This is a genomic window from Massilia sp. TSP1-1-2 (assembly GCF_049896185.1).
Classification (GTDB): domain Bacteria; phylum Pseudomonadota; class Gammaproteobacteria; order Burkholderiales; family Burkholderiaceae_D; genus Telluria_A.
The window spans coordinates 31,842-52,029 of record NZ_JAFCTU010000039.1; the positions used below are offsets into that span (position 1 = coordinate 31,842).

General features: G+C 61.8%; 17 protein-coding genes. 9 read left to right on the forward strand and 8 right to left on the reverse strand.

Going from position 1 to position 20,188, the window contains the following annotated elements; all coding sequences use genetic code 11:
- Positions 1 to 77: 77 nt before the first annotated feature.
- The 5 genes from ACP7BV_RS23625 to ACP7BV_RS23645 all read right to left on the reverse strand — a co-directional run bounded on the left by ACP7BV_RS23625 (position 78) and on the right by ACP7BV_RS23645 (position 7,619).
- Positions 78 to 2,204 (reverse strand): T6SS phospholipase effector Tle1-like catalytic domain-containing protein, encoded by a 2,127-nt coding sequence (locus tag ACP7BV_RS23625; protein WP_426107263.1) that lies wholly within the window; start codon positions 2,202 to 2,204, stop codon positions 78 to 80.
- On the reverse strand, positions 2,201 to 2,971 hold the full coding sequence (locus ACP7BV_RS23630) for a DUF3304 domain-containing protein (RefSeq protein WP_426107265.1): 771 nt from the start codon (positions 2,969 to 2,971) through the stop codon (positions 2,201 to 2,203). Before ACP7BV_RS23630 ends, ACP7BV_RS23625 begins: the two co-directional genes overlap by 4 nt.
- A gap of 145 nt (positions 2,972 to 3,116) precedes the next feature.
- Positions 3,117 to 3,893 carry a DUF3304 domain-containing protein gene (locus tag ACP7BV_RS23635; RefSeq protein WP_426107266.1) on the reverse strand — a complete coding sequence of 259 codons (777 nt, stop codon included), beginning with the start codon at positions 3,891 to 3,893 and terminating at the stop codon, positions 3,117 to 3,119.
- A gap of 33 nt (positions 3,894 to 3,926) precedes the next feature.
- Complete coding sequence (locus ACP7BV_RS23640; RefSeq protein WP_426107267.1) at positions 3,927 to 4,748, reverse strand: DUF4123 domain-containing protein; 822 nt, start codon at positions 4,746 to 4,748, stop codon at positions 3,927 to 3,929.
- A 3-nt stretch (positions 4,749 to 4,751) separates the two neighbouring features.
- Positions 4,752 to 7,619 carry a type VI secretion system Vgr family protein gene (locus tag ACP7BV_RS23645; RefSeq protein WP_426107269.1) on the reverse strand — a complete coding sequence of 956 codons (2,868 nt, stop codon included), beginning with the start codon at positions 7,617 to 7,619 and terminating at the stop codon, positions 4,752 to 4,754.
- Positions 7,620 to 7,804: 185 nt separating this feature from the next.
- Between ACP7BV_RS23645 and ACP7BV_RS23650 the strand changes: the two genes are divergently transcribed.
- Complete coding sequence (locus ACP7BV_RS23650; RefSeq protein WP_426107270.1) at positions 7,805 to 8,446, forward strand: hypothetical protein; 642 nt, start codon at positions 7,805 to 7,807, stop codon at positions 8,444 to 8,446.
- A 33-nt stretch (positions 8,447 to 8,479) separates the two neighbouring features.
- Here the strand turns inward: ACP7BV_RS23650 and cueR are convergent, their stop codons facing one another.
- Both cueR and ACP7BV_RS23660 read right to left on the reverse strand, forming a co-directional pair.
- Complete coding sequence (gene cueR, locus ACP7BV_RS23655; protein WP_426107272.1) at positions 8,480 to 8,869, reverse strand: Cu(I)-responsive transcriptional regulator; 390 nt, start codon at positions 8,867 to 8,869, stop codon at positions 8,480 to 8,482.
- Positions 8,866 to 11,067, reverse strand: a complete 2,202-nt coding sequence (locus ACP7BV_RS23660) for a heavy metal translocating P-type ATPase (protein ID WP_426107274.1) — start codon at positions 11,065 to 11,067, stop codon at positions 8,866 to 8,868. Before ACP7BV_RS23660 ends, cueR begins: the two co-directional genes overlap by 4 nt.
- A 149-nt stretch (positions 11,068 to 11,216) precedes the next feature.
- On the opposite strand from ACP7BV_RS23660, the gene ACP7BV_RS23665 reads away from it, so the two are divergent.
- The 7 genes from ACP7BV_RS23665 (at position 11,217) to ACP7BV_RS23695 (ending at position 18,662) form a co-directional block, all read left to right on the forward strand.
- On the forward strand, positions 11,217 to 11,414 hold the full coding sequence (locus ACP7BV_RS23665) for a heavy-metal-associated domain-containing protein (RefSeq protein WP_426107276.1): 198 nt from the start codon (positions 11,217 to 11,219) through the stop codon (positions 11,412 to 11,414).
- 2 nt (positions 11,415 to 11,416) lie between these two features.
- Complete coding sequence (locus tag ACP7BV_RS23670) at positions 11,417 to 12,733, forward strand: TolC family protein (protein ID WP_426107277.1); 1,317 nt, start codon at positions 11,417 to 11,419, stop codon at positions 12,731 to 12,733.
- Between the two features lie 14 nt (positions 12,734 to 12,747).
- On the forward strand, positions 12,748 to 14,136 hold the full coding sequence (locus tag ACP7BV_RS23675; protein WP_426107278.1) for a multicopper oxidase family protein: 1,389 nt from the start codon (positions 12,748 to 12,750) through the stop codon (positions 14,134 to 14,136).
- Between the two features lie 138 nt (positions 14,137 to 14,274).
- Entirely contained in the window at positions 14,275 to 14,544 is a 270-nt protein-coding gene (locus tag ACP7BV_RS23680) for a YkgJ family cysteine cluster protein (protein WP_426107280.1), read from the forward strand.
- Between the two features lie 197 nt (positions 14,545 to 14,741).
- Positions 14,742 to 15,575 (forward strand): undecaprenyl-diphosphate phosphatase, encoded by an 834-nt coding sequence (locus ACP7BV_RS23685; RefSeq protein WP_426107281.1) that lies wholly within the window; start codon positions 14,742 to 14,744, stop codon positions 15,573 to 15,575.
- Positions 15,575 to 17,395, forward strand: coding sequence for a DNA helicase RecQ (gene recQ, locus ACP7BV_RS23690; RefSeq protein ID WP_426107282.1), 1,821 nt, complete (start codon positions 15,575 to 15,577; stop codon positions 17,393 to 17,395). The genes ACP7BV_RS23685 and recQ overlap by 1 nt, the downstream gene beginning before the upstream one ends.
- Before the next feature lie 43 nt (positions 17,396 to 17,438).
- Positions 17,439 to 18,662 carry a YbfB/YjiJ family MFS transporter gene (locus ACP7BV_RS23695; RefSeq protein WP_426107284.1) on the forward strand — a complete coding sequence of 408 codons (1,224 nt, stop codon included), beginning with the start codon at positions 17,439 to 17,441 and terminating at the stop codon, positions 18,660 to 18,662.
- Between the two features lie 15 nt (positions 18,663 to 18,677).
- Here the strand turns inward: ACP7BV_RS23695 and trmB are convergent, their stop codons facing one another.
- A complete protein-coding gene (gene trmB, locus ACP7BV_RS23700) occupies positions 18,678 to 19,358 on the reverse strand; it encodes a tRNA (guanosine(46)-N7)-methyltransferase TrmB (RefSeq protein ID WP_426107286.1) in 681 nt (226 codons plus the stop codon).
- Between the two features lie 193 nt (positions 19,359 to 19,551).
- On the opposite strand from trmB, the gene ACP7BV_RS23705 reads away from it, so the two are divergent.
- Entirely contained in the window at positions 19,552 to 20,103 is a 552-nt protein-coding gene (locus ACP7BV_RS23705; RefSeq protein ID WP_426107285.1) for a hypothetical protein, read from the forward strand.
- Positions 20,104 to 20,188: the final 85 nt, after the last annotated feature.

Genomic DNA, 20,188 nt, shown 5'->3' on the forward strand with positions numbered 1-20,188 from the left:
ACTGCAGCCACAATAAACGACTCTTGAATCAGGCCGCTACAGGGACGACTGGTTCGTGCCCGACGGGAGGCTATTGATTAGGTAGCGCCGCGCGAATCATTTTCAAGTGGCACAGACGACAACAGCACGCTGTCTTTGCCGCCATAGATCTTTCGGAAGCGCAGATAGCCAGCACGGTTCTTGCCGGCGTATGGCTCGCGGCCTTTTGTAATCATCGGAGGTATTTCCTTGCCACCCGCAGTATAGGCATTCGCCAGCTTGAGCTCTTCAGGCGTGAGCTCCATACTATCCTCAGGTCGACGGATACGTCCTTGCCGCATATCCATGCCGAATGTTGCCTTCATTTGGGCCGCGCGAGCGCGCAAGCGCGCACCTTCATCGCGCTTGAAGCAAAGCTCGTCGAGCTTTTCTTTTGTTGCCTTCACCGAGTCAGGGTTGCCGGGAATAATTTTGAACCATGATCGTGAATCATGCACATATTCGTCGAACATGACCGCCACGGCTTCCGACACAGTTGGATATGGCTGATACCACCGAGCGATCTCCTCCCATTCGCTTTTGTGGTCGTTTGAAAATCCGGCTAGCTGCTGCTCAGGTTTGAAATTCTTGCCCGCATTCCCCTTCCATTCCTCGAAATCGGCGATTTCCTGCTCAAATTCCAGGAAGGCACTGTGAAAATCGTTTTTATCGAGCATGTTGCAGCGACTGTAGAATTGGGTCCGCTCGATTGGCGTTTTTCCTGTTGATCGCCGTGACAGGCGCCACTCCATCTGCAAGCGCGCCTGTTCACGCATGATGGCGGTCAGCGAACCACTCTTCACCTTGCATACAGCCAAGTAATTATTCAGGTGTTCGATGGTCGCCTTCTGAATCGCGAAACGGCCCTTCGCCACCTCTGATGCATATTCAAGTTTCAAGGGGACGCCAGCAAGCCTGGCCATCTTGTACATGACCGCTAGAGGAATCCGCGCCAGCATGTCGGTTCCATCTCCCAACTTGCCTTTGCCTTGCTCCTGGGGAGCGTAACCGCAGCCAAGGTCAGAATGGACGCCCGGAATGACAATCTCCCACCAGTTCGGCTGAAGCTGTCCTTCCACGGAGATGGAATCCGATGGAAAACTGCGGCGCAGCTCGTGAGCCGCAACCAGGTGCACGCATGGAACACCGGGAGTCACACGCAGGCTGTGCTCCGTGTCGGCCCACGCGCCATGCCCGTCGAACAATTTCAACAATGGGACGTTACCGAAGGAATTGCCAGCACCAACAGAGGCGACGGTGTCGTACAGCCCCAGGAAGTCGAACGACACGCGAAAGCCACCCAGAGTGTGCGTGTGCTTGGCGTTAGTCATTTGCGCATCAAGTTCACACAGGCTGATCATCCAGTTATTGAACGCCCTGGCTTGGGTGGCTCCGCGGGAAAATCCAAAGGTGGAGATGTGAATCGTCTTGACCGTCCCCGGACCGACCATGTAGCCGCCCGACCCTTCTTCGGTGATCATGAATCCGCTTATCGCTGCATGCAGTCGCTCCAGCAACGCTTTAAAGTCCATTTTAGCGTGGAGCTTCTCACCTTGTAACACATGATTATTTGCAAGTTCTCCTCTCGCCCGGAGCAGTTCTCGGCGTTGATGGGTGAGGGCAATCCTTTTCACTAGAAGCAGCGCTTCAGGAGGGGCAATCAAAGGCGCCTTCAGATAGAAGCGGTGTAAATTATTAATGGCCTGAATCATTGTCCATACGATCCTGCGCTCGCCAAACAGGCCTGCGGCGCCGCCGCCAATACCGTCTACCCCCTCGCCGCTATCTTGGACTGCTTCAAATTTGGAGGCAACGCCGGGAATGTAGACCTTGAAAAAATTATTGAACTGATCTGGCTTGTACGTCCAATCAGTCGAACGGGGAAGGATTTTAGGCACGCACAGGCCGGGATAGCAATCGTACAGGCGCGCGACGTTGGAGTGGTTATTGCCGCCATTCTCGGCATCAATGTAATTGTTCTTGGTGCCATCGAAGAAGAACCCAAAAAAGAGGTTTGTCTTGCACGATTCACCGGGCTTGCCGAATTCTGGTTGCTCGCGTAGCTCGTATTTTCTCAAGTCGCGTAGCTCTGTCTCAGAGAAAAATTCCTCCTTGCTCACAGGGTTAAGGAAATTTAAATCAATGCCTGGAACAAGCATCGTCCCAGCTGCTGGTCTATTTTTCATGGCTGTGCGGTCTTCACTCGCTTCAATTTCTCCTGGGCTGCCACAAGTACCGTCTGATACTCCTCACGCAGAGAGGCAAGAAATGCGGGGTCTCCTGGCCCCTTATAAGTCTTCAATGTCTCCGCTTCGCTTACCATCCGGTGCGCCCACATTTCCTTCCCGTGTTCGACTGGCCGATTTTTCAAGTCTGATAGGGAGCTTTCAGATAGATCGACATCCGATTGCGCTTCTTTCAAAAACCGTGCGTGGAGGATTCGCTGATACGCTAGGCTCGGCACTGGCCAGCCTTTTATTTTACCGGGCCATTGCGGGTGGTCCGGCTGGAAATTACTCGCTACAAGGCTATATTCGTCGACTGCTGTGCGAAGTATCCACAGCTCCGCAGCCTTGCCCTTCTCGTAGGCTGGAATGTCAAGCACAAAACTCTTTTTTTCTGAAGACAAACTTTTCTCCGGCGTCGGCGCGATCCAAACCGTGGCTTTCAGCTCCGCCTTCAGGCCAGGACGCCATTGCTTGGGTAGATTAAAACAGCACACCGTCCCGCCTGCTGCGAATGCCGTGATCGCTTCTTCGCCCGCGCCGTTTTCTTTGTCTGCCGGATCGACAAGCACAAAACCAAATTCTTGCTCAGTATAATTAACGCCATGAATACCCACAGGTACCCGCCCGTCGTCCGGGCGCTCTGGCTTGGCGCATGCAGTTAGCATCGGCAAGACCAGCACCGCACCGGCTACGGCTAAGCGCAAACGATTGATCCATAAACTCATACATTCTCCATCACGGTTGGCACCGAATTTATTGAGCTTGTCCGCCATTGCGGCAGGCTAGACAAGCTTCTATCTATCACCCGGGCCGGCAACGCGCTCATATCACCCTTCGCGTACCTATTCTTTCAGAATCGGCTTCCCATTTTCATGGCTGTGTGGCCTTCACGCGCGCCACGTTATCCTGGGCTTCGACCAGGCCGTTCAGATACTCCTCACGCAGCATGGCAAGGAACGCCGCATCTCTTGGGCCTTTATATGCCTTCAATGCATCAGCTTCGCTCACCATTCGATGCGTCCACGCTCTCATTGCGCTTTCGACTGGCTGTCTTTTTAGGCCAGCCAGCAAGCTTACGTATAGATCGACGTCCGATTGTGCCTCTTCCAAATACTTTGCGTGGAGAATCTTCTGATACGCCACGCTCGGCACCGGCCAGCCTTTTGTTTTTCCAGGCCATTGCGGATGATCAGGCTGGAAGTTACTCGCTACAAGACTATATTCATTGTCTGCAGTGCGAAGTATCCACAGCTCCGCAGCCTTGCCCTGCTCGTAGGCCGGAATATCGAGCACATAGCTCTGTTTCACAGAAGACAAATTTTTGTCCGGCGTCGGCGGAATCCAAACCGTGGCTCTCAGCTCCGCCTTTAGGCCAGCACGCCATTGCTTCGGTAATTTAAAACAGCACACCGTGCCGCCTGCTCCAAACGCAGTGATCGCCTCTTCGCCAGCCCCATTTTCCTTGTCCTCCGGATCGACCAGCACAAAACCAAATTCTTGCGCAGTATAGTTAACGCCATGAATACCCACGGGTACCCGCCCATCGTCCGAGCGCTCCGACTTGGCACATGCAGTTAGCATCAGCAAGACCAGCACCGCACCAGCTTCGGCCAAGCGCGAGCGCAAACGATAGATCCATAAACTCATACATTCTCCATCATTATTTGGCACCCTCTCCGTTCAGCTGTTCGCCAAACTGGTGCGCCATTGCGCCAGGCTGGCTAGGCTATTGTGCCCGTGGCGCGCGACATGCTCGCACCACTCTTCTCGCAAGTCGTCTTCCAAACCCGCTTGCCTTGCCGTGGTGAGCGCAGCACTGACGGCTGCATGCAAGAGCGAGTGCGCAAGATCGGATTCAAACCCACTGTATGCAAGGCGGAACAACACTTCATCAGGCGCGGCGTCATCAAGGATTGCTCCGAACTGAACGTCGTCCAGCACTGCGTCCGCCTCCACCGCGCTTACCGTCCCTGCCACCTCCAAATCAGCCCAGTTGCCATCCCTGCCGATATACGACCAGAAATGCATACTCCCTGTGAACCGGGCGCGCTGGTCCGCGCGGAGCGCTGCAAAACTGCCCGGCAAGCGGCGTGTGTCGGGAAATCGAAAATTGAAGCGCTGCCCATCATTTTCGATGATGCACCAGGCCGCGAGCCGCGCACCCAACTGTTCCAAATTTTCCGTGGTGGCGATGGCACTGACCATCGGCCAGCCACTGCAAGTCCTAAGCTTTGCATCCAGCTGTTCGATCAGCGCGCCGCCTGCCGGCTTGATCAACACAAGGAACGGTGAAACATCCCTGACCGCGTCAGTGCAGCCTGGCAGCGTTTCAAACAGAAGATAAAACGGCACGTCTGTGCTGCTTTGGAAAGGCTTCGAGCGGTACAGCCCCGGGAGAAATGCACCGTCCAGCAGCAGGTAGAGGTGGCACTCATCGGGCAGGTCATCTGCTCGCTGTGCCAACTGGGCTATCGTTTCAGGCTGGTGCGGATCGATAAACATGATTTATCCGACCACCGTGAAAGCGGCCGCCGCCGCGAGGGACTTACGCAGGCACTCCACGCAAATGCTCCGGGGGAGCTCTGGCATCGCCATTGGGCGCCGCTCCGGTCCGAGAAAGCTCTTTTTGCCGGCATGAATAGTAATCTTGCCCGGACACTGCACGACGATATTGCCACCGTCGATAGTGATGTTGGCCCCTCCAGCAGTCGACAAACTGATGCTCTTGGCGGCGGCCCAGTCGATATGCGCATTCGCGCTAATCACATTAACCTCGTTGCGCGCCTGCACCTTAAGCGTGTCGCTCTGCGCCTGGATATCAATCGCGTCCTTGGCCGTAACTATCTGCAGGCCGACATTGTTCTCCCCCGCCTTCACTGCGCCGCCCAGCACGCCTATAGCCTGACCGCTGTGCACCCGCATCTGGCCGCCGGTAATGAGTTGACTGTCCTGCCCGCTCATGAGCGTCACGGTTTCGCCGTTGGCCAGTTGCACGCTCTGCCCTGCAGTAACTCCCAGGCCGCTCTTGGCCGCGATGGCGATGATGGCGTCCGTCGCGTGGGGCAGCTTGCCGTCGGCAGGTTTCGTCTCTTTGCTGCCGGCGTCCGCTTTGGCCTTAGGCAGCGTCTCGGTGCTAACCATGCCCGATACCGCCGTCAGCAGCGACTTTAGTGGCGCGGCCTGTTCATCGAGCACGCTGGCGTTGGCCTTGGCAGCGCCCACGTGCGCCGCCAAGGCCACTGTTTCGTGCTTTTTGGCCGCACCACTGAACGTTTCGCCCAATGCGACCGCTTGCTTAAGCATGGCGATCGCCGGCCCGTTATCGCCCGCGGCATCGCGTGCGCCGGCATTGTGATTGATCTTGTAACTGGTGATGAGCAATCCGGCCCCGGCACGCACCGCGCCATAGGCGTCGGTCCGCAGCTCGGCGCCATGACCGCGGAAACTGCCGCGATAGTTGTCTGCGCTGTGGATCAGATGACCAAGATTGAGCTCGCTGGCGGCGTTGCTGCTCTTGAGCTGAATGCGGCCTTGCCCATCGGTGTCGTCGAACAGCAACTGGTTGTAGCCCGACGCGCCAAACTCCTTGCTGCGCACGCCCCACTGCGCCGATCCGTTGCGATGGCCTTTGCTGTCGCTCGAGGCGCCATGCCACAGCGGGCTATTGCCGCCGGCGATATTGCCCTTTGCAGACGTCGCGTGATCATGGGCCGGGTCGAAGCGCGCGGACTGGCTTTCGCCGCCGCTCTGGCCGGCAGGCGTCGGCGCCAAGCCGCCTTCGCCCTGGCCGTTGTACAAGGCGCCGACAATAATCGGACGGTCTATATCATTTTCAAGGAACTGGACGAGTACTTCCATCCCGATTCGTGGCAGAAACTGACTACCCATCCCACCGCCGGCTGAACGCTGCGCCACGCGCACCCAGCAGGTGGCCTCGATGTTGTCCTGCCAATGAAAGCGGATGCGTACGCGGCCAAGTCTGTCGCAGTACAGTTCATCAGCGCCATTGGCGCTGTCGTTGCCGTCAGGGCCAACGACAATCGCGCTTTGCGAGCCCAGTGCGGTCGGACGTGGATGCTTGCGCCCGGCACTGTCAGGCAACTGCGGGCGCCATGGAACATCAGCCGCTATCGCTTCGAAGCAATTCGCATAGCCCGTCTTGCATGCTTGCGCAACAACCAAAGCGAAATCACCGGGTCTGTTGTCACGCACAATCTCCTGCAGCAGTTCCGGAATGGGCCCGAACAGTTCGGCCAACGCTTGCTGGGCAGGCGACGGCAGGTTGTTGACGCCGACACTGGCAACGCGCACTACCGTGAACGAAGGAGTTTCACCCAGGCGCTGCAACGGGGCATCGAGAATGGTCAAGCGCGTCCCGGCCCGCAGGGTGCGCAAGGTGGAGCGGCCGCCCCACAGTTGGCTGCGCGCTTCGTGCCCTTCCATCTGCAATTGCGAGTAGCGCTGCGCCTGATCCGCATCCGCGAAGGCAAAGTGCCCAGGCGCGTCGAACGATTCAAGCGGGGGAATGCTACTGCCATTTTGCAGCCTCGACGGCGTACTCGCGCCCACCACCTGTTTGGATTTGTAATCGTAACTGAGGACGGTCGTCAGCGAAGTGCTAACCGAGCGCTCGGCGCGCAAACCCTGCACGGTATCCTGACGTTCGCCAGCGCGTGCATTGTGAAACCGAATACCGCCGTCGGCTTCGCTGCTGGCGTCTCGCGGCACGGCGCTCAACTGCGTGCTGTCGGCAAACAGGACCACACCAACACCGTCCTCCGATTGTTCAAAACGCCAAGCCAGGCCTTCCCCGGTCAGAACGCGCTGCACGAAGTCCAGATCAGTTTCGCGATACTGACAACAATAGCCGCGCAGCGGTGCCGCTGCCATGAACGGGCCAGTTTCGTCGCTCCAGCGCCAGATGGCCAGTGGCAAATAGGCTGCAAATACCGACTCGACAATCTCAATCACGGACTTGTCTTGCCACACGCGGCTGTTGCGAACTTGGCTCATGCGCCACATCCATGGCGACAGCCGCAAACGGTAGCGCGCCAAGCCGCCTTCACTACCAAGCATGGACGCTTCGCTGATGTCACCGCTAAAGCTGCTGCGCGTGCCATCGGCCAGACTGATTCGAAGGCAGGCCTGCTGTCCGAGCAGCCGGGCCAGCTCGAGATGCGCGTTAGTCGACAACACGATCACGTCACGCGCACCCACTGCCTGGACCGCCTCGTCCGCGGCAAACGCTTCCACAAGCAGCCCGCCCGATCCCAGCTCGCGTGCACTAGCGCCAACGTCCAGAGCGTACAACCTGGTCGTCGTGGAGAACTGCGCGAGGGCAGTGTTGATCAGTTCTGTCAGGTCGGCACTCATGTGGCCTTTCAGATAAGAAAAAAATTGAAATGTCGAGATCAGCGAAGGTGTGGCGCCAGAACCTTTCTTTAAATACAATATTACACTGCATTATCCTGCGTTGACCATTTCTTTTCGTTATCTGCTGACGAGCACACAGCCGTAAAAAATTGTAAGATATACAATTCTCACCACCAGCCTCTGCCATGACCACCGCTCTCCAGACCAGCCACCTCGCCACGCTCAAGGCCATCGGCATCATCAACGCCAGCCATGTGCGGCGCGCGCTGGCCCATCCACAACTTGCGGAACTGGACGCCTATCCCGACCTGCCGCATCACCTGGTCTGGCTGGTATGCCGCGACATCCTGACCGAAGACCAACTGCGCCAGGCGTGCCGCCACGTCACCGCGACCTATTCGGGCGACGAACTCGATCGCCACAACGCGGTGCTGGCCGAGACGATCGCGCTGCTCGACAGGCTGCGCGACAATTTCAACCAGCAATGGATCGACACGCTGGTGACCAAAAACCTGATTACCGAAGCCGAAGGCGAAAGCGCGCTGGCGAACGTGTCGACCGAAAATGTCCTGGCCTCGCCTGCCGCCGCCCTGGCCTGGATGACCATGGCCGACGTCATCAGCGGCGAGCGCCTTAATGAAATTCGCGCCACGGCCGACCAGGGCAGTGCCGAGCGCCGCGCCATCCTGGCCGAGGCCGAAGGCATCTTCGCCCAGGCCAATGCCGCCGCCCGCAGCATCTTTTGGCGCGAACTGTTCCCCGGTCCGCGCTGGCTGTGGATCGCCGCCCCCGTCCTGTTCCTGGGCTTGATGATCTGGATCAGGTGACCAGGACGGCAGCTTGCTTCCGGCCCGCATGCATCAGCCGTGCGACAAATCGTCCAGGATCGGACAATCGGGACGCCCGTCGCCGTGGCAGCGCGTGGCCAGCGTTTCCAGCGTGCGGCGCATGGCCTGCAGGTCGGCAATTTTGCGATCAAGTTCGTCGATATGCTGCCGGGCCATCGCCCGCACATCCTTGCTGGCGCGCTGCTTGTCCTGCCACAGCGCCAGCAAGGTCTTGATCTGGTCGAGCGAAAAACCGAGCGCGCGGCCGCGGTGAATGAACTGCAGCACTTGCACGTCGCGTGCGTCGTAGATGCGGTAGCCCGCGCTGGTGCGCAGCGCGGCGCCGATCAGGCCAATGGCCTCGTAGTGGCGGATCATTTTGGCTGAGACGCCCGACGCTTTTGCGGTGTCGCCGATATTCATACCGTTCCTTTCGGGCGCCAGCGTTTGAGCAGCAGCGCATTCGATACCACCGACACGCTCGACATTGCCATCGCGGCGCCGGCAAGCATGGGGTTGAGCAGGCCAAAGGCGGCCAGCGGCACGCCCACGGCATTGAACACAAACGCCCAGAACAGGTTCTGGCGAATCTTGTTGTAGGTGCGGCGCGAGATGTCGATCGCGTCCACCAGCAGGCGCGGATCGCCCCGCATCAGCGTCAGGCCGGCAGTGTGCATGGCCACATCGGTGCCCCCGCCCATGGCAATGCCGATGTCGGCGGCAGCTAACGCCGGCGCGTCGTTGATGCCGTCGCCCACCATGGCCACCCGCAAGCCCTGCGCCCGCAGGCCGGCAATGAAGCGCGCTTTGTCTTCGGGCATAAGCTGGGCATGGACCTCGTCGATGCCCAGCAGCGCGGCGATATGCTGCGCGCTACCCTGGTTGTCACCGGTAAGCATGACGCTGCGCACGCCCGCCGCGCGCAGGCGCGCGACCGCTTGCGCGCTCTCGGGCTTGAGCGTGTCGCCAAAGGCGAGCATGCCGAGCAATCTGGGCACAGGGCCAAGCTCGGCCAGCCACGACACGGTCTCGCCGGCCTGCTCATGTTCGCGCGCCAGGTCGGCCAGCGCGCCATCATCAGCCCCATCGACACCATGCTGCGCCAGCATGCGCGCGCTGCCCAGCGCCAGCGCCACGCCGCCCACGCTGGCTGTCACGCCCAGCCCGGCCACGGCCTGGGTCGCGCTGGCCATGGCCGGAACGATACCCGCTTCGCGCGCGGCCTGGCCTACGGCGCGCGCCAACGGATGCTCGCTACCCAGTTGAACCGCCGCGGCCAGCGCCAGCAGCGCATGGTCGTCGCCGTCCAGTGCGCGCCACGTGGTCAGGCGCGGCTTGCCGGCCGTGAGCGTGCCGGTTTTATCGAACGCCATCACCTGCACGCCATGCAGCAGTTCCAGCGCTTCGGCATCCTTGATTAGGATCCCGTGGCGCGCGGCCACGCCAGTGCCGGCCATGATGGCGGTGGGTGTGGCCAAGCCCAGCGCGCACGGGCAGGCGATGACGAGCACCGCCACCGCATTGAGCAGCGCCACGCGCCAGTCGCCGCCCAGGCTCCACCACAGCGCAAACGTGGCCAGCGCGATCAGCACGATGGCCGGCACGAACACCGCGCTGACCCGGTCCACCATGCGCTGGATCGGCGCCTTGCCGGCCTGGGCGTCTTCGACTGCGCCGATAATGCGCGCTAATACGGTCTGCGCGCCCACCGCGCCGGCGCGCGCCACCAGTAGCCCTTCGCCATTGACGGCGCCGCCCACCACTTGGTTGCCGGCAGTTTTTGCCACCGGCAGGCTCTCGCCAGTCAGCATCGATTCGTCGGCGTGGCTTTGCCCTTCGATGACCACGCCATCCATCGGGATGCGCTGGCCGGGACGGATCACAACCTCGTCGCCCACACGCAAAAAGGCGATTGGCGTCACGCGTTCGGCGCCGTTGACGCGCACCGTTGCCGTTTCGGGTCGCAGCGCCTGCAGCGCGCGGATCGCCTCCGTGGTCTGGCGCTTGGCGCGTGTTTCAAGCCATTTTCCAAGGCGCACCAGAGTGATGACCACCGCCGCCGCCTCGAAGTACAGGTGCTCGCCGCCCTGCCCCAGCCATTGGTAAACACTGAGGCCATAGGCAGCGCTGGTGCCGAGCGCCACCAGCAAGTCCATGTTGCCGCTGCCGGCGCGCAGCGCCTTCCAGGCGGCGCCGTAAAAGCGCGCGCCGATCCAGAACTGCACCGGCGTGGCCAGCAAAAACTGCAGCCAGCCGGGCAGCATCAGGTGCACGCCGGCCAGCGCGGCCAGCATGGGTACGATCAGGGGCAGCGTGAGCACGGCGGCCAGAGCGATCTGCCACGATTCCGGTGCGGCGCCCGCCTTTGGCGTGACGTCACTGGCAGCGGCGCCGTAACCGGCCTTTTCGACGGCGGCAACCAGCGCCGCCGGCGCGACGGCGCTGCCGTGCGCATACACGGTGGCCCGCTCGGTCACCAGGTTGACGCTGGCGTCGACCACGCCGGGCACGGCGCGCAAAGCGCGTTCGACCCGCCCCGCGCACGAAGCGCAGGTCATGCCGCTGACCGAAATCGCGGTCTCTACCGGGATGTCGCTGCGTTCAAGGGTGGTTGTGCTCATGGCCGATCTCCGTGCAAACTAGTTACGGCCATCATCGACCTTCCCATTATAGTAAGGTCAAGCGGCGCGCGCACGATACAATCGGCTTGACCTTCCCATAGTGGCAACGTCCAGAATAGCATTTGCCATCTTCCCGCAAGGAGCATCACATGATTACACTGAACGTACCGGACATGAGCTGCGCGCACTGCTCAGGCGTTATTACCAAGGCGCTGCGCGCCCTCGACCCGGCTGCCGTCATTGGTTTCGAGATGCACAACCACCAGGTGCAGGTCGACACCACGCACAATGCCGCCGCGGTCATCAACGTCATGGCGGCGGCCGGCTACCCGGCTACGCTGGCCTAGTCGTGCGCCATGCTCTCTGCTACCTGGCCGCGCTGTTCGCGCTGAGCGGCTGCGCCTCGCTCTCGGCCGACGGCGGCCAGGACGGCGTGCGCCGCCTGGTGCACGAACGCGGCGGGCCGGCCGCACCGGCGCGCGCGTCGCTCGCGGCCCTGCTCGCCCAGCCGCTGAGCGCGGAGAACGCGGTCAGCATCGCGCTGCTAAATAACCGCGGCCTGCAGGCCAGCTACGCGGAGCTGGGCATCGCCGAGGCCGACCTGGTGCAGGCCGGCCGGCTGTCCAACCCCGCCTTCAGCTTTGGACGCCTGCGCGGTGGCGACGGCGTCGATATCGAACGCAAGCTGATGCTGCCGGTGATTGGCCTGCTGACCATGCCGCTCACGCGTGCGCTGGAACAGCGCCGCTACGAGCAGGCGCAGCTGCGCGCTGCCGCCGAGGTGCTGCGCGTGGCCGATGAAACGCGGCGCGCGTGGTACGGCGCCGTCGCGGCCGGGCAAACTGCGCACTACATGGAACAGGTGCAAAGCGCCGCTGAAGCGGGCGCCGAACTGGCGCGCCGCATGCTGGAGGCGGGCAACTGGAGCGCCTTGCAGCAGGCGCGCGAGCAAGCCTTCCTGGCCGACGCGGTGGGCCAGCTGGCACGCGCGCGGCAGGCGCAGGTCGCCGAGCGCGAAAAGCTGATCCGGCTGATGGGATTGTCGGGCGCGCAAACGGGTTTTGTGCTGCCGGAGCGCCTGCCCGACTTGCCCGCCGCTCCGCGCACCATCGGCAACGCCGAAGAACAGGCCATGGCCAACCGGCTCGACATCCTGATGGCGCAAAAGGAACTGGCCGGCCTTGCCACATCGCTGGGCCTGACGCGTGCAACCCGCTTTGTCAATCTGCTCGACGTGAGCTACCTGCACAACAGCGAAGCTGGCGGCGCGCGCGCCACGGGGTATGAAATATCGCTTGAAATCCCCCTGTTCGACTTTGGCGGCGTGCGCGTGGCCAGGGCCGAAGCGACCTACATGCAGGCGCTGCAGCGCGCCGCCGCCGGCGCCATTGACGCCCGGTCGCAAGTGCGCCTGTCGTACGTGGCCTACCATAGCGCCTACGGCGTCGCGCGCCACTACCGCGACCAGGTGGTCCCGCTCAAAAAGCGCATCTCCGACGAGCAGCTGCTGCGCTACAACGGCATGCTCATCAGCGTGTTCGAACTGCTGGCCGACGCGCGCGAGCAGGTCGCCAGCGTCAACGCCGCCATCGAAGCGCAGCGCGATTTCTGGATCGCCGATTCGGCCCTGCAGGCCGCCATGACGGGCGCTGCGGGCCAACACTGACAAGGAAGCGAACAATGGTTACACGCAGGAGTTTTTTCAAGAATGCGGGTGTGGCAGCGGTGGCCGGCGCGGTGGTCAGCCGGGTGGGCGCCGCTTCGCTGCCGGAAGCGGTCACCATGGAAAAAGCCGCCACCGCGCCGCCGCTGCATCCGCCCACCGGGCGGCCGTACAATCCGGTCGTCACCCTCAATGGCTGGACACTGCCGTGGCGCATGAAGGACGGGGTCAAGCAATTTCACCTGGTGGCCGAACCGGTGGTGCGCGAAATCGCGCCTGGCATGAAGGCGCGCCTGTGGGGTTACAACGGCCAGTCGCCGGGGCCGACCATCGAGGTCGTCGAGGGCGACCGCGTGCGCATTTTCGTCACCAACAAGCTGCCCGAGCACACCAGCGTGCACTGGCACGGCCAGCGCCTGCCCAACGGGATGGACGGCGTGACCGGCATCACCCAGCAGGGCATCGGCCCGGGCAAGACGTTCATGTACGAATTTGTCGCGCGCCGCCCGGGCACCTTCATGTACCACCCGCATGCGGACGAAATGACGCAAATGGCGATGGGGATGATGGGGATGTGGATCACGCATCCGAAAGACCCGCACTTCATGCCGGTGGACCGGGATTTTTGCCTGTTGCTCGCTTCGTACGACATCGACCCGGGCAGCTACACGCCCAAGGTCAACACGATGACCGACTTTAATCTGTGGACGTTCAACAGCCGCGCCTTTCCCGGCATCGATCCGATGGTGATGCGCCAGCACGACAAGGTACGGATCAGGGTCGGCAACCTGACCATGACGAACCACCCGATCCACATCCACGGGCACGAGTTCACCGTCACCGGCACCGACGGCGGATGGGTGCCGCCGACGGCGCGCTGGCCGGAAGTGACGACCGACGTCGCGGTGGGGCAGATGCGCGCGATCGAGTTCATCGCCGACGAGCCGGGCGACTGGGCCTTCCACTGCCACAAGTCGCATCACACCATGAACGCCATGGGGCACGACGTGCCCACCATGATCGGCGTGGACCAGAAGGAGGTGCTCGGCAAGATCAACAAGCTCATTCCCGACTATATGGCCATGGGCGAGAAGGGCATGGCCGACATGGGCGACATGGAAATGCCGCTGCCGGAAAACACGCTGCCGATGATGACCGGGAGCGGGCCGTTCGGGGCGGTCGGCATGGGCGGGATGTTTACCACCATGAAGGTGCGCAAGGGGATCGCGCGGGGCGACTACCAGGACCCGGGCTGGTACCGCCACCCGCCGGGAACGGTGGCGCGCGAAGTCAGCGGCGGTGCGCCGCAGCCGGTCAGCGCGCCGGACAAGGCGGCGATGGCGGCCAAGCCCGGCGAGGCGGTAATCGAAGTGACCAAGCCCGGGGGCAAGCATCACCAGCATTGATGGCGCGTTTGCAGGATCATAAAAAGTAGGTCGGAAAAGGACGCAGTCCGCATTCCGACATGCGTCTCGACGGCCCATGTCGGAATGCGCGCTGCGCGCTTTTCCGACCTACTCACTCGCCAAGCGTATACTCCATGCATGACGCCGCCCCTAAGCTGCCGTCCCGGCTGCGGGGCGTGCTGCACCGCTCCTTCCATCACTTCGCCCATCCCCGGCATGCCCGGCGGCAAAGCGGCCGGGGTTCGCTGCATTCAATTGCGCGATGACAACGGCTGCGCCATCTTCGGCCAACCCGAACGGCCCGCCTTTTGCGCCGGCCTGCAGCCATCGAGCGAGATGTGCGGCGCCACCCGCGAGCATGCCATCGCCTGGATTACGGCGCTGGAACTGGCCACCGCGCCCGCTTAGCCGCAGTGAACTTCCCCGCCCGGGCGCACTCCAACTGCTCAGCAAACGATTTTTTCGGCGAAGATCGCAAAGTTGCGGCCTGGATTGGTGCAAATCTGCGGGGCCGGAACGGTCAAGCAGCGTGCTCGTGGTAAGCTTCGACCCCGCAGCACGCCGCCTTCCGGCCCGATTTTCCTCATTTACCGAAAAAACGTTTCATGGATATTATTCTTGCGATAAAAGCGATCGTGATGGGCCTGGTCGAGGGCTTCACCGAGTTTTTGCCCATTTCATCGACCGGCCACCTGATCCTGGCGGGCAGCCTGCTTAACTTCACCGATGAAAAATCGAACGTCTTCAAGATCGTCATCCAGGCTGCCGCCATGTTTGCCGTCTGGTGGGAATTCAGCGCCCGCATCAAGGCAGTTTTCGCCGGCATGTTCAGCGACCCCAAACAGCAAAAATTCATTCTCAACCTCGTGGTCGCCTTCCTGCCGCTGGCCATCCTCGGCCTCTTGTTCGGCAAGCTTATCAAAACCATGCTGTTCCATCCGGTGCCGGTGGCTATTGCGTTCATTGTCGGCGGCTTTGTGATTCTGTGGGCCGAGGCGCGCCAGAAGGCCAACCCAACCGCCGTGCGCGTGCAAAGCGTGGACGACATGACCATGCTCGACGCGCTCAAGGTCGGTTTTGCCCAAGCGCTCGCGCTCATTCCCGGCACCAGCCGCTCGGGCGCGACCATCATTGGCGGCATGCTGTTCGGCCTGCCGCGCAAGGTGGCCACGGAATTTTCGTTCTACCTCGCCATCCCGACCATTCTGGTCGCTACCGTATATGACCTGGTCAAGCACCGCGCGCTGCTCACCTCCAGCGACGTGCCCCTGTTTACCATCGGCTCGCTGGCCGCATTCATCTCGGCCTTCCTGTGCATCCGCTGGCTGCTGCGCTACATCTCCAGCCATGACTTTACCGTCTTCGCTTGGTACCGCATCGCCTTTGGCGTGCTGGTCATCGCCAGCGCGCATTACGGCTGGGTAGTTTGGGCAGAATAATGGCCCCCGACACCGGCGCGCGCGCACTTCATCTGCTGGAAACCGTTTTCGGTTATCCAGCCTTTCGCGGCCAGCAAGGCGAAATCGTCGAACACGTGGCCGGTGGCGGCGACGCGCTGGTCCTGATGCCTACCGGTGGGGGCAAGTCGCTGTGCTACCAGATCCCGGCCTTGCTGCGCGACGGCGTGGGCGTGGTCGTGTCGCCGCTCATCGCGCTGATGCAAGACCAGGTCGACGCGCTGGCCGAAGTGGGCGTGCGCGCCGCCTTCCTCAACTCTACGCAAACGTACGAAGAGTCGATGCGCATCGAGCGTTTGGTGCGCACTGGCGAAATCGACCTGGTGTACGTGGCGCCCGAGCGCCTGATGACGCCGCGCTGCCTGGACCTGTTCGACGCTTCGCGCATTGCGCTGTTTGCGATCGACGAGGCGCACTGCGTCTCGCAATGGGGCCACGACTTCCGGCCCGAATACATCAAGCTCTCGATCCTGCACGAGCGCTTTCCCGACGTGCCGCGCATCGCGCTCACCGCCACCGCCGACCAGCAGACCCGCGCCGAAATCGCGCTGCGCCTGCAACTGGGCGACGCGCGCCAGTTCGTGTCCTCGTTCGACCGCCCCAACATCCGCTACCAGATCGTCGAGAAGGGCAACGGGCGCAAGCAACTGCTCGACTTCATCACCACCGAGCATGGCAGCGACGCCGGCATTGTCTACTGCCTGTCACGTAAAAAGGTGGAAGAAACCGCCGAATTCTTGAACGAAAATGGTATCCGCGCCCTGCCCTACCACGCCGGCATGGACTACCCCAAGCGCGCGGCCAACCAGTCGCGCTTTCTGCGTGAAGAGAGCATCGTGATGGTCGCGACCATCGCCTTTGGCATGGGCATCGACAAGCCGGACGTGCGCTTCGTGTGCCACCTGGACCTGCCCAAGAGCATAGAGGGCTACTACCAGGAGACCGGCCGCGCCGGCCGCGACGGCATGCCGGCCAGCGCCTGGATGGCCTACGGCCTGCAAGACGTGGTGCTGCAGCGGCGCATGATCGACGAATCCGAAGCCGACGAAACCTTCAAGCGCGTGCTGTCGATGAAGCTCGACGCCATGCTGGGCCTGTGCGAAACGCTCAGCTGCCGGCGCATGCGCTTGCTCGAATACTTCGGCGAGCAGTCCACCCCGTGCGGCAATTGCGACACCTGCCTGGTGCCGCCCGTGTCGTTCGACGGCACGGTGCCGGTGCAAAAGCTGCTCTCGACGATCTACCGGGTCGACCAGCGCTTTGCCGCCACCCACGTGATCGAAGTGCTGCGCGGCGTGGAGACCGACCGCATCAAGCAATGGCACCACGATTCGCTGTCGGTGTTCGGCATCGGCAGCGAACGCGCCGAAGCGGAGTGGCGCGCCATCTTGCGCCAGGCGATCGCGCTCGGCCTGGTCACGGTCGACCATGAAGTGTTCAATTCGCTCAAGCTGACCGACGCTGCGCGCCCGGTGCTCAAGGGCGGCCAGAAGGTGCAGCTGCGCCAGTACCAAAAACCCGTCAAGCCCAAGCGCACGGCGAGCGCGGGCAAGCCGCATATCGAGATGGACCTGTCCAAGTCGGAGCAGGAAATTTTCGAGAAACTGCGCTGGTGGCGCGTTGAAACGGCGCGCGTGCACAATGTGCCGGCATACGTCATCTTTGTTGATGCGACGCTGCGCGAAATTGCCAAGGCCAAGCCGACGTCGCTCGAACAACTGCGCGGTGTGACGGGCGTGGGCGAAAAGAAGCTGGTGTCGTACGGCGACGAAATCGTGGCCATGATCATGGAGATGAGCTGAGCATAGCGCAGCCGCAGGTGAGGCTCTTGCTTGACCATTCACCATGACCGAACCTTTGCACCCATCCCACAGCGCGCATCCGGCAAACCAGTCGCTGGCGATGCGCCGCCCGTTCCTGCTGGCGCTCGCGCTGTCGCTGGGCGCGACCATCTCGCTGGGGTTGTCGCGTTTTTCCTACGCCTTGCTGCTGCCGGCCATGCGCGACGACTTGGGCTGGAGTTATTTTCTATCCGGCTCGATGAATACCGGCAATGCGCTGGGCTATTTCATCGGTGCGCTGCTGACACCGCTCCTGATGCGCCATTGCCGCGCGCAAACGCCCCTGGTTGGCGGCGCGCTGCTGGCCGGCGTGGTGATGATGCTTTCCGGTTTCGTGGTCGACGCCAATCTGCTGATGGCGCAGCGGGTGCTGGCGGGCGTGGCAAGCGCTTTTGTCTTTATCGCCGGCGGGGTCTTGGCGGCACGTTTGGGTTCGCTCCATCCGGGCCGTGCGGGCCTGCTGATCGGCATTTACTATGGCGGGACCGGGTTCGGCATTCTCCTGTCCGCCTTGCTGGTGCCGTTTGCCTTGTCCAGCGCCGCCTTGCGTGCCGCCGCCCATCCTTGGCAATGGGCGTGGGTCGCGCTGGGCGCCGTCTGCCTGTTGGCAACCGTGGTGATGGCGCTGGTGGTGGCCAGGATCGACGGCACGCCGGCCGCGCGGGGCACCCAAGGCCACTTCCGCATCCGGCCGTTTGCCTACGGGCTGGCGGGCTACCTGATGTTCGGCGTCGGCTATATCGCCTACATGACCTTCGTCATTGCGCTACTAAAGGAGCAAGGCATGCGGCCCGAAACCATTACCTGGTTCTACGCGGCGCTCGGCGTTGCGGTGATGGCGTCATCGCGCATCTGGGCGGGCATGCTAGACCATTTCAACGGCGGCCAGTCGATGGCGATATTAAACGCGCTGCTCGGCGTGGCGACCATCTTGCCCGCGTTGACACAGTTCGCGCCGCTGGTGTTCCTGTCGGGCCTGTTGTTCGGCGCCATATTTCTCTCGGTGGTGGCCTCCACCACCGCGCTGGTGCGGCACAACTTGCCGGCGCACGCCTGGTCCGCCGGCATCAGCGCTTTTACTACCGTGTTTGCGTTCGGCCAGATCATCGGTCCGTCCATTGTCGGCTGGATCGCCGACGGACCGGGCGGCTTGCAGCGCGGGCTGATTTTTTCCGCGCTCGCCTTGTTCATTGGCGCAGCGCTGGCCTCGCGCCAGCGGGCGCTTTAAAGAGCGGGCAAGCGGCTACTTCTTGATGAAGACCAGGTCCCACACGCCGTGGCCTAGCTTGATGCCGCGGTTTTCAAACTTGGTCAGCGGACGGTAGGCGGGCTGCGGCGCATAGCCTTCCGCCGTGTTTTGCAGCAGCGCTTCGGCGCCCAAGACGTCCAGCATCTGGATCGCGTAGTCTTCCCAGTCGGTGGCGCAGTGCAGGTAGCCGCCGGGTGCGAGGCGCTCGGCCAGCAGCTTGACGAACGGCCCCTGCAGCAGGCGGCGCTTGTTGTGGCGCGCCTTGTGCCACGGGTCCGGGAAGAACACGTGCACGCCGGCCAAGGACGCCTCCGGGATCATCTGGTTGAGCACTTCGACGGCGTCATGCTGAATCAGGCGCAGATTGGTCAGCTCCTGCTCGCCAATCTGCTTGAGCAGGCTGCCAACGCCGGGCGTGTGCACCTCGACGCCGATGAAGTCTTTTTCCGGCATGCCCTTGGCGATGTGGGAGGTGGTGTCGCCCATGCCGAAACCGATCTCCAGGATCACCGGCGCCGTGCGGCCGAAGGCGGCGGTGAAGTCGAGCGGCGCCTTGGCGTATTCGATCAGGTACTTGGGCCCCAGTTCTTCGAGCGCGCGCGCCTGTGCGATCGACAGGCGGCCGGCGCGCGTGACGAAACTGCGGATGCGGTGCTCGGTCGGGTCGTACATCATGGGGCGGTTGGGGGTATCTGCGGACATGGGGTCAGTGGAATAAAAAGGCCGGACGGCATTATATCGCACTGCCTCGCAAGCCTTTGAACCAGTGCGGCATAGATGCCTTAATTGATGGCTGGTGCCGGCGGTATAATTGTTGCGCTTCAACCAATTTTGTGGAAAATATGACAAAGCGTGACGTTGACAGTACTTGAAGGCCGCGTGGCACCACCGCAAGAAAAGCCTTGGACACCACAAAGGAAAAATCGTGGGTAGGAAAAACACTCGCAATCTGAACATGCCGCCACACATGCACCCGCGCACACAACGCAGCGGCAAGGTCTACTACTACATGCACACCAGCGACAAGCCACGAAAGGAAATCGCACTCGGCAGCGACTTCATTCTAGCGCTGCGGAAGTATGCTGATCTGAACGTTTCAGATGCTCCAAAAGAGGCTGCCCATTTTAGCGACGTCATCACGAAATATCAGGTGGAAGCTCTACCGAAGCTAGCACCGAACACGATCAAAATGTATCGCTCGGACATCATCAAGCACATCGGCGCGTTTTTTGCAGACGCGAAGTTAAGCCAGATAAGGCCCATGCACATCAAGCAGTTTCTTGATGACCACATCGGGGTTCTACGCCGGAACCCCCGAAAATTTTGTCACTCGAAATCCAGCGCGGCCAGGAGCGCGTTCAGGTCGATCATCTTGCCATTACCTATCGCACGTGGGGTGCCCTGCGCTCGTGTGACCTAACCGAACACAGTAAGCGCGATATTTACCCCACCGCTGACGACCGTTGGCTGCAGCGATCATGATTCAGCGACGCGAAGTTGAACGG

Coding starts and splice junctions, on each gene's coding strand:
- ACP7BV_RS23645 (WP_426107269.1), bottom strand. CDS start 7,619: ATGAGTGCCGACCTGACAGAACTGATCAACACTGCCCTCGCGCAGTTC.
- ACP7BV_RS23635 (WP_426107266.1), bottom strand. CDS start 3,893: ATGAGTTTATGGATCTATCGTTTGCGCTCGCGCTTGGCCGAAGCTGGT.
- ACP7BV_RS23625 (WP_426107263.1), bottom strand. CDS start 2,204: ATGAAAAATAGACCAGCAGCTGGGACGATGCTTGTTCCAGGCATTGAT.
- ACP7BV_RS23665 (WP_426107276.1), top strand. CDS start 11,217: ATGATTACACTGAACGTACCGGACATGAGCTGCGCGCACTGCTCAGGC.
- trmB (WP_426107286.1), bottom strand. CDS start 19,358: ATGATGTACGACCCGACCGAGCACCGCATCCGCAGTTTCGTCACGCGC.
- ACP7BV_RS23695 (WP_426107284.1), top strand. CDS start 17,439: ATGACCGAACCTTTGCACCCATCCCACAGCGCGCATCCGGCAAACCAG.
- cueR (WP_426107272.1), bottom strand. CDS start 8,869: ATGAATATCGGCGACACCGCAAAAGCGTCGGGCGTCTCAGCCAAAATG.
- ACP7BV_RS23630 (WP_426107265.1), bottom strand. CDS start 2,971: ATGAGTTTATGGATCAATCGTTTGCGCTTAGCCGTAGCCGGTGCGGTG.
- ACP7BV_RS23650 (WP_426107270.1), top strand. CDS start 7,805: ATGACCACCGCTCTCCAGACCAGCCACCTCGCCACGCTCAAGGCCATC.
- ACP7BV_RS23660 (WP_426107274.1), bottom strand. CDS start 11,067: ATGAGCACAACCACCCTTGAACGCAGCGACATCCCGGTAGAGACCGCG.
- ACP7BV_RS23685 (WP_426107281.1), top strand. CDS start 14,742: ATGGATATTATTCTTGCGATAAAAGCGATCGTGATGGGCCTGGTCGAG.
- ACP7BV_RS23640 (WP_426107267.1), bottom strand. CDS start 4,748: ATGTTTATCGATCCGCACCAGCCTGAAACGATAGCCCAGTTGGCACAG.
- ACP7BV_RS23675 (WP_426107278.1), top strand. CDS start 12,748: ATGGTTACACGCAGGAGTTTTTTCAAGAATGCGGGTGTGGCAGCGGTG.
- recQ (WP_426107282.1), top strand. CDS start 15,575: ATGGCCCCCGACACCGGCGCGCGCGCACTTCATCTGCTGGAAACCGTT.
- ACP7BV_RS23680 (WP_426107280.1), top strand. CDS start 14,275: ATGACGCCGCCCCTAAGCTGCCGTCCCGGCTGCGGGGCGTGCTGCACC.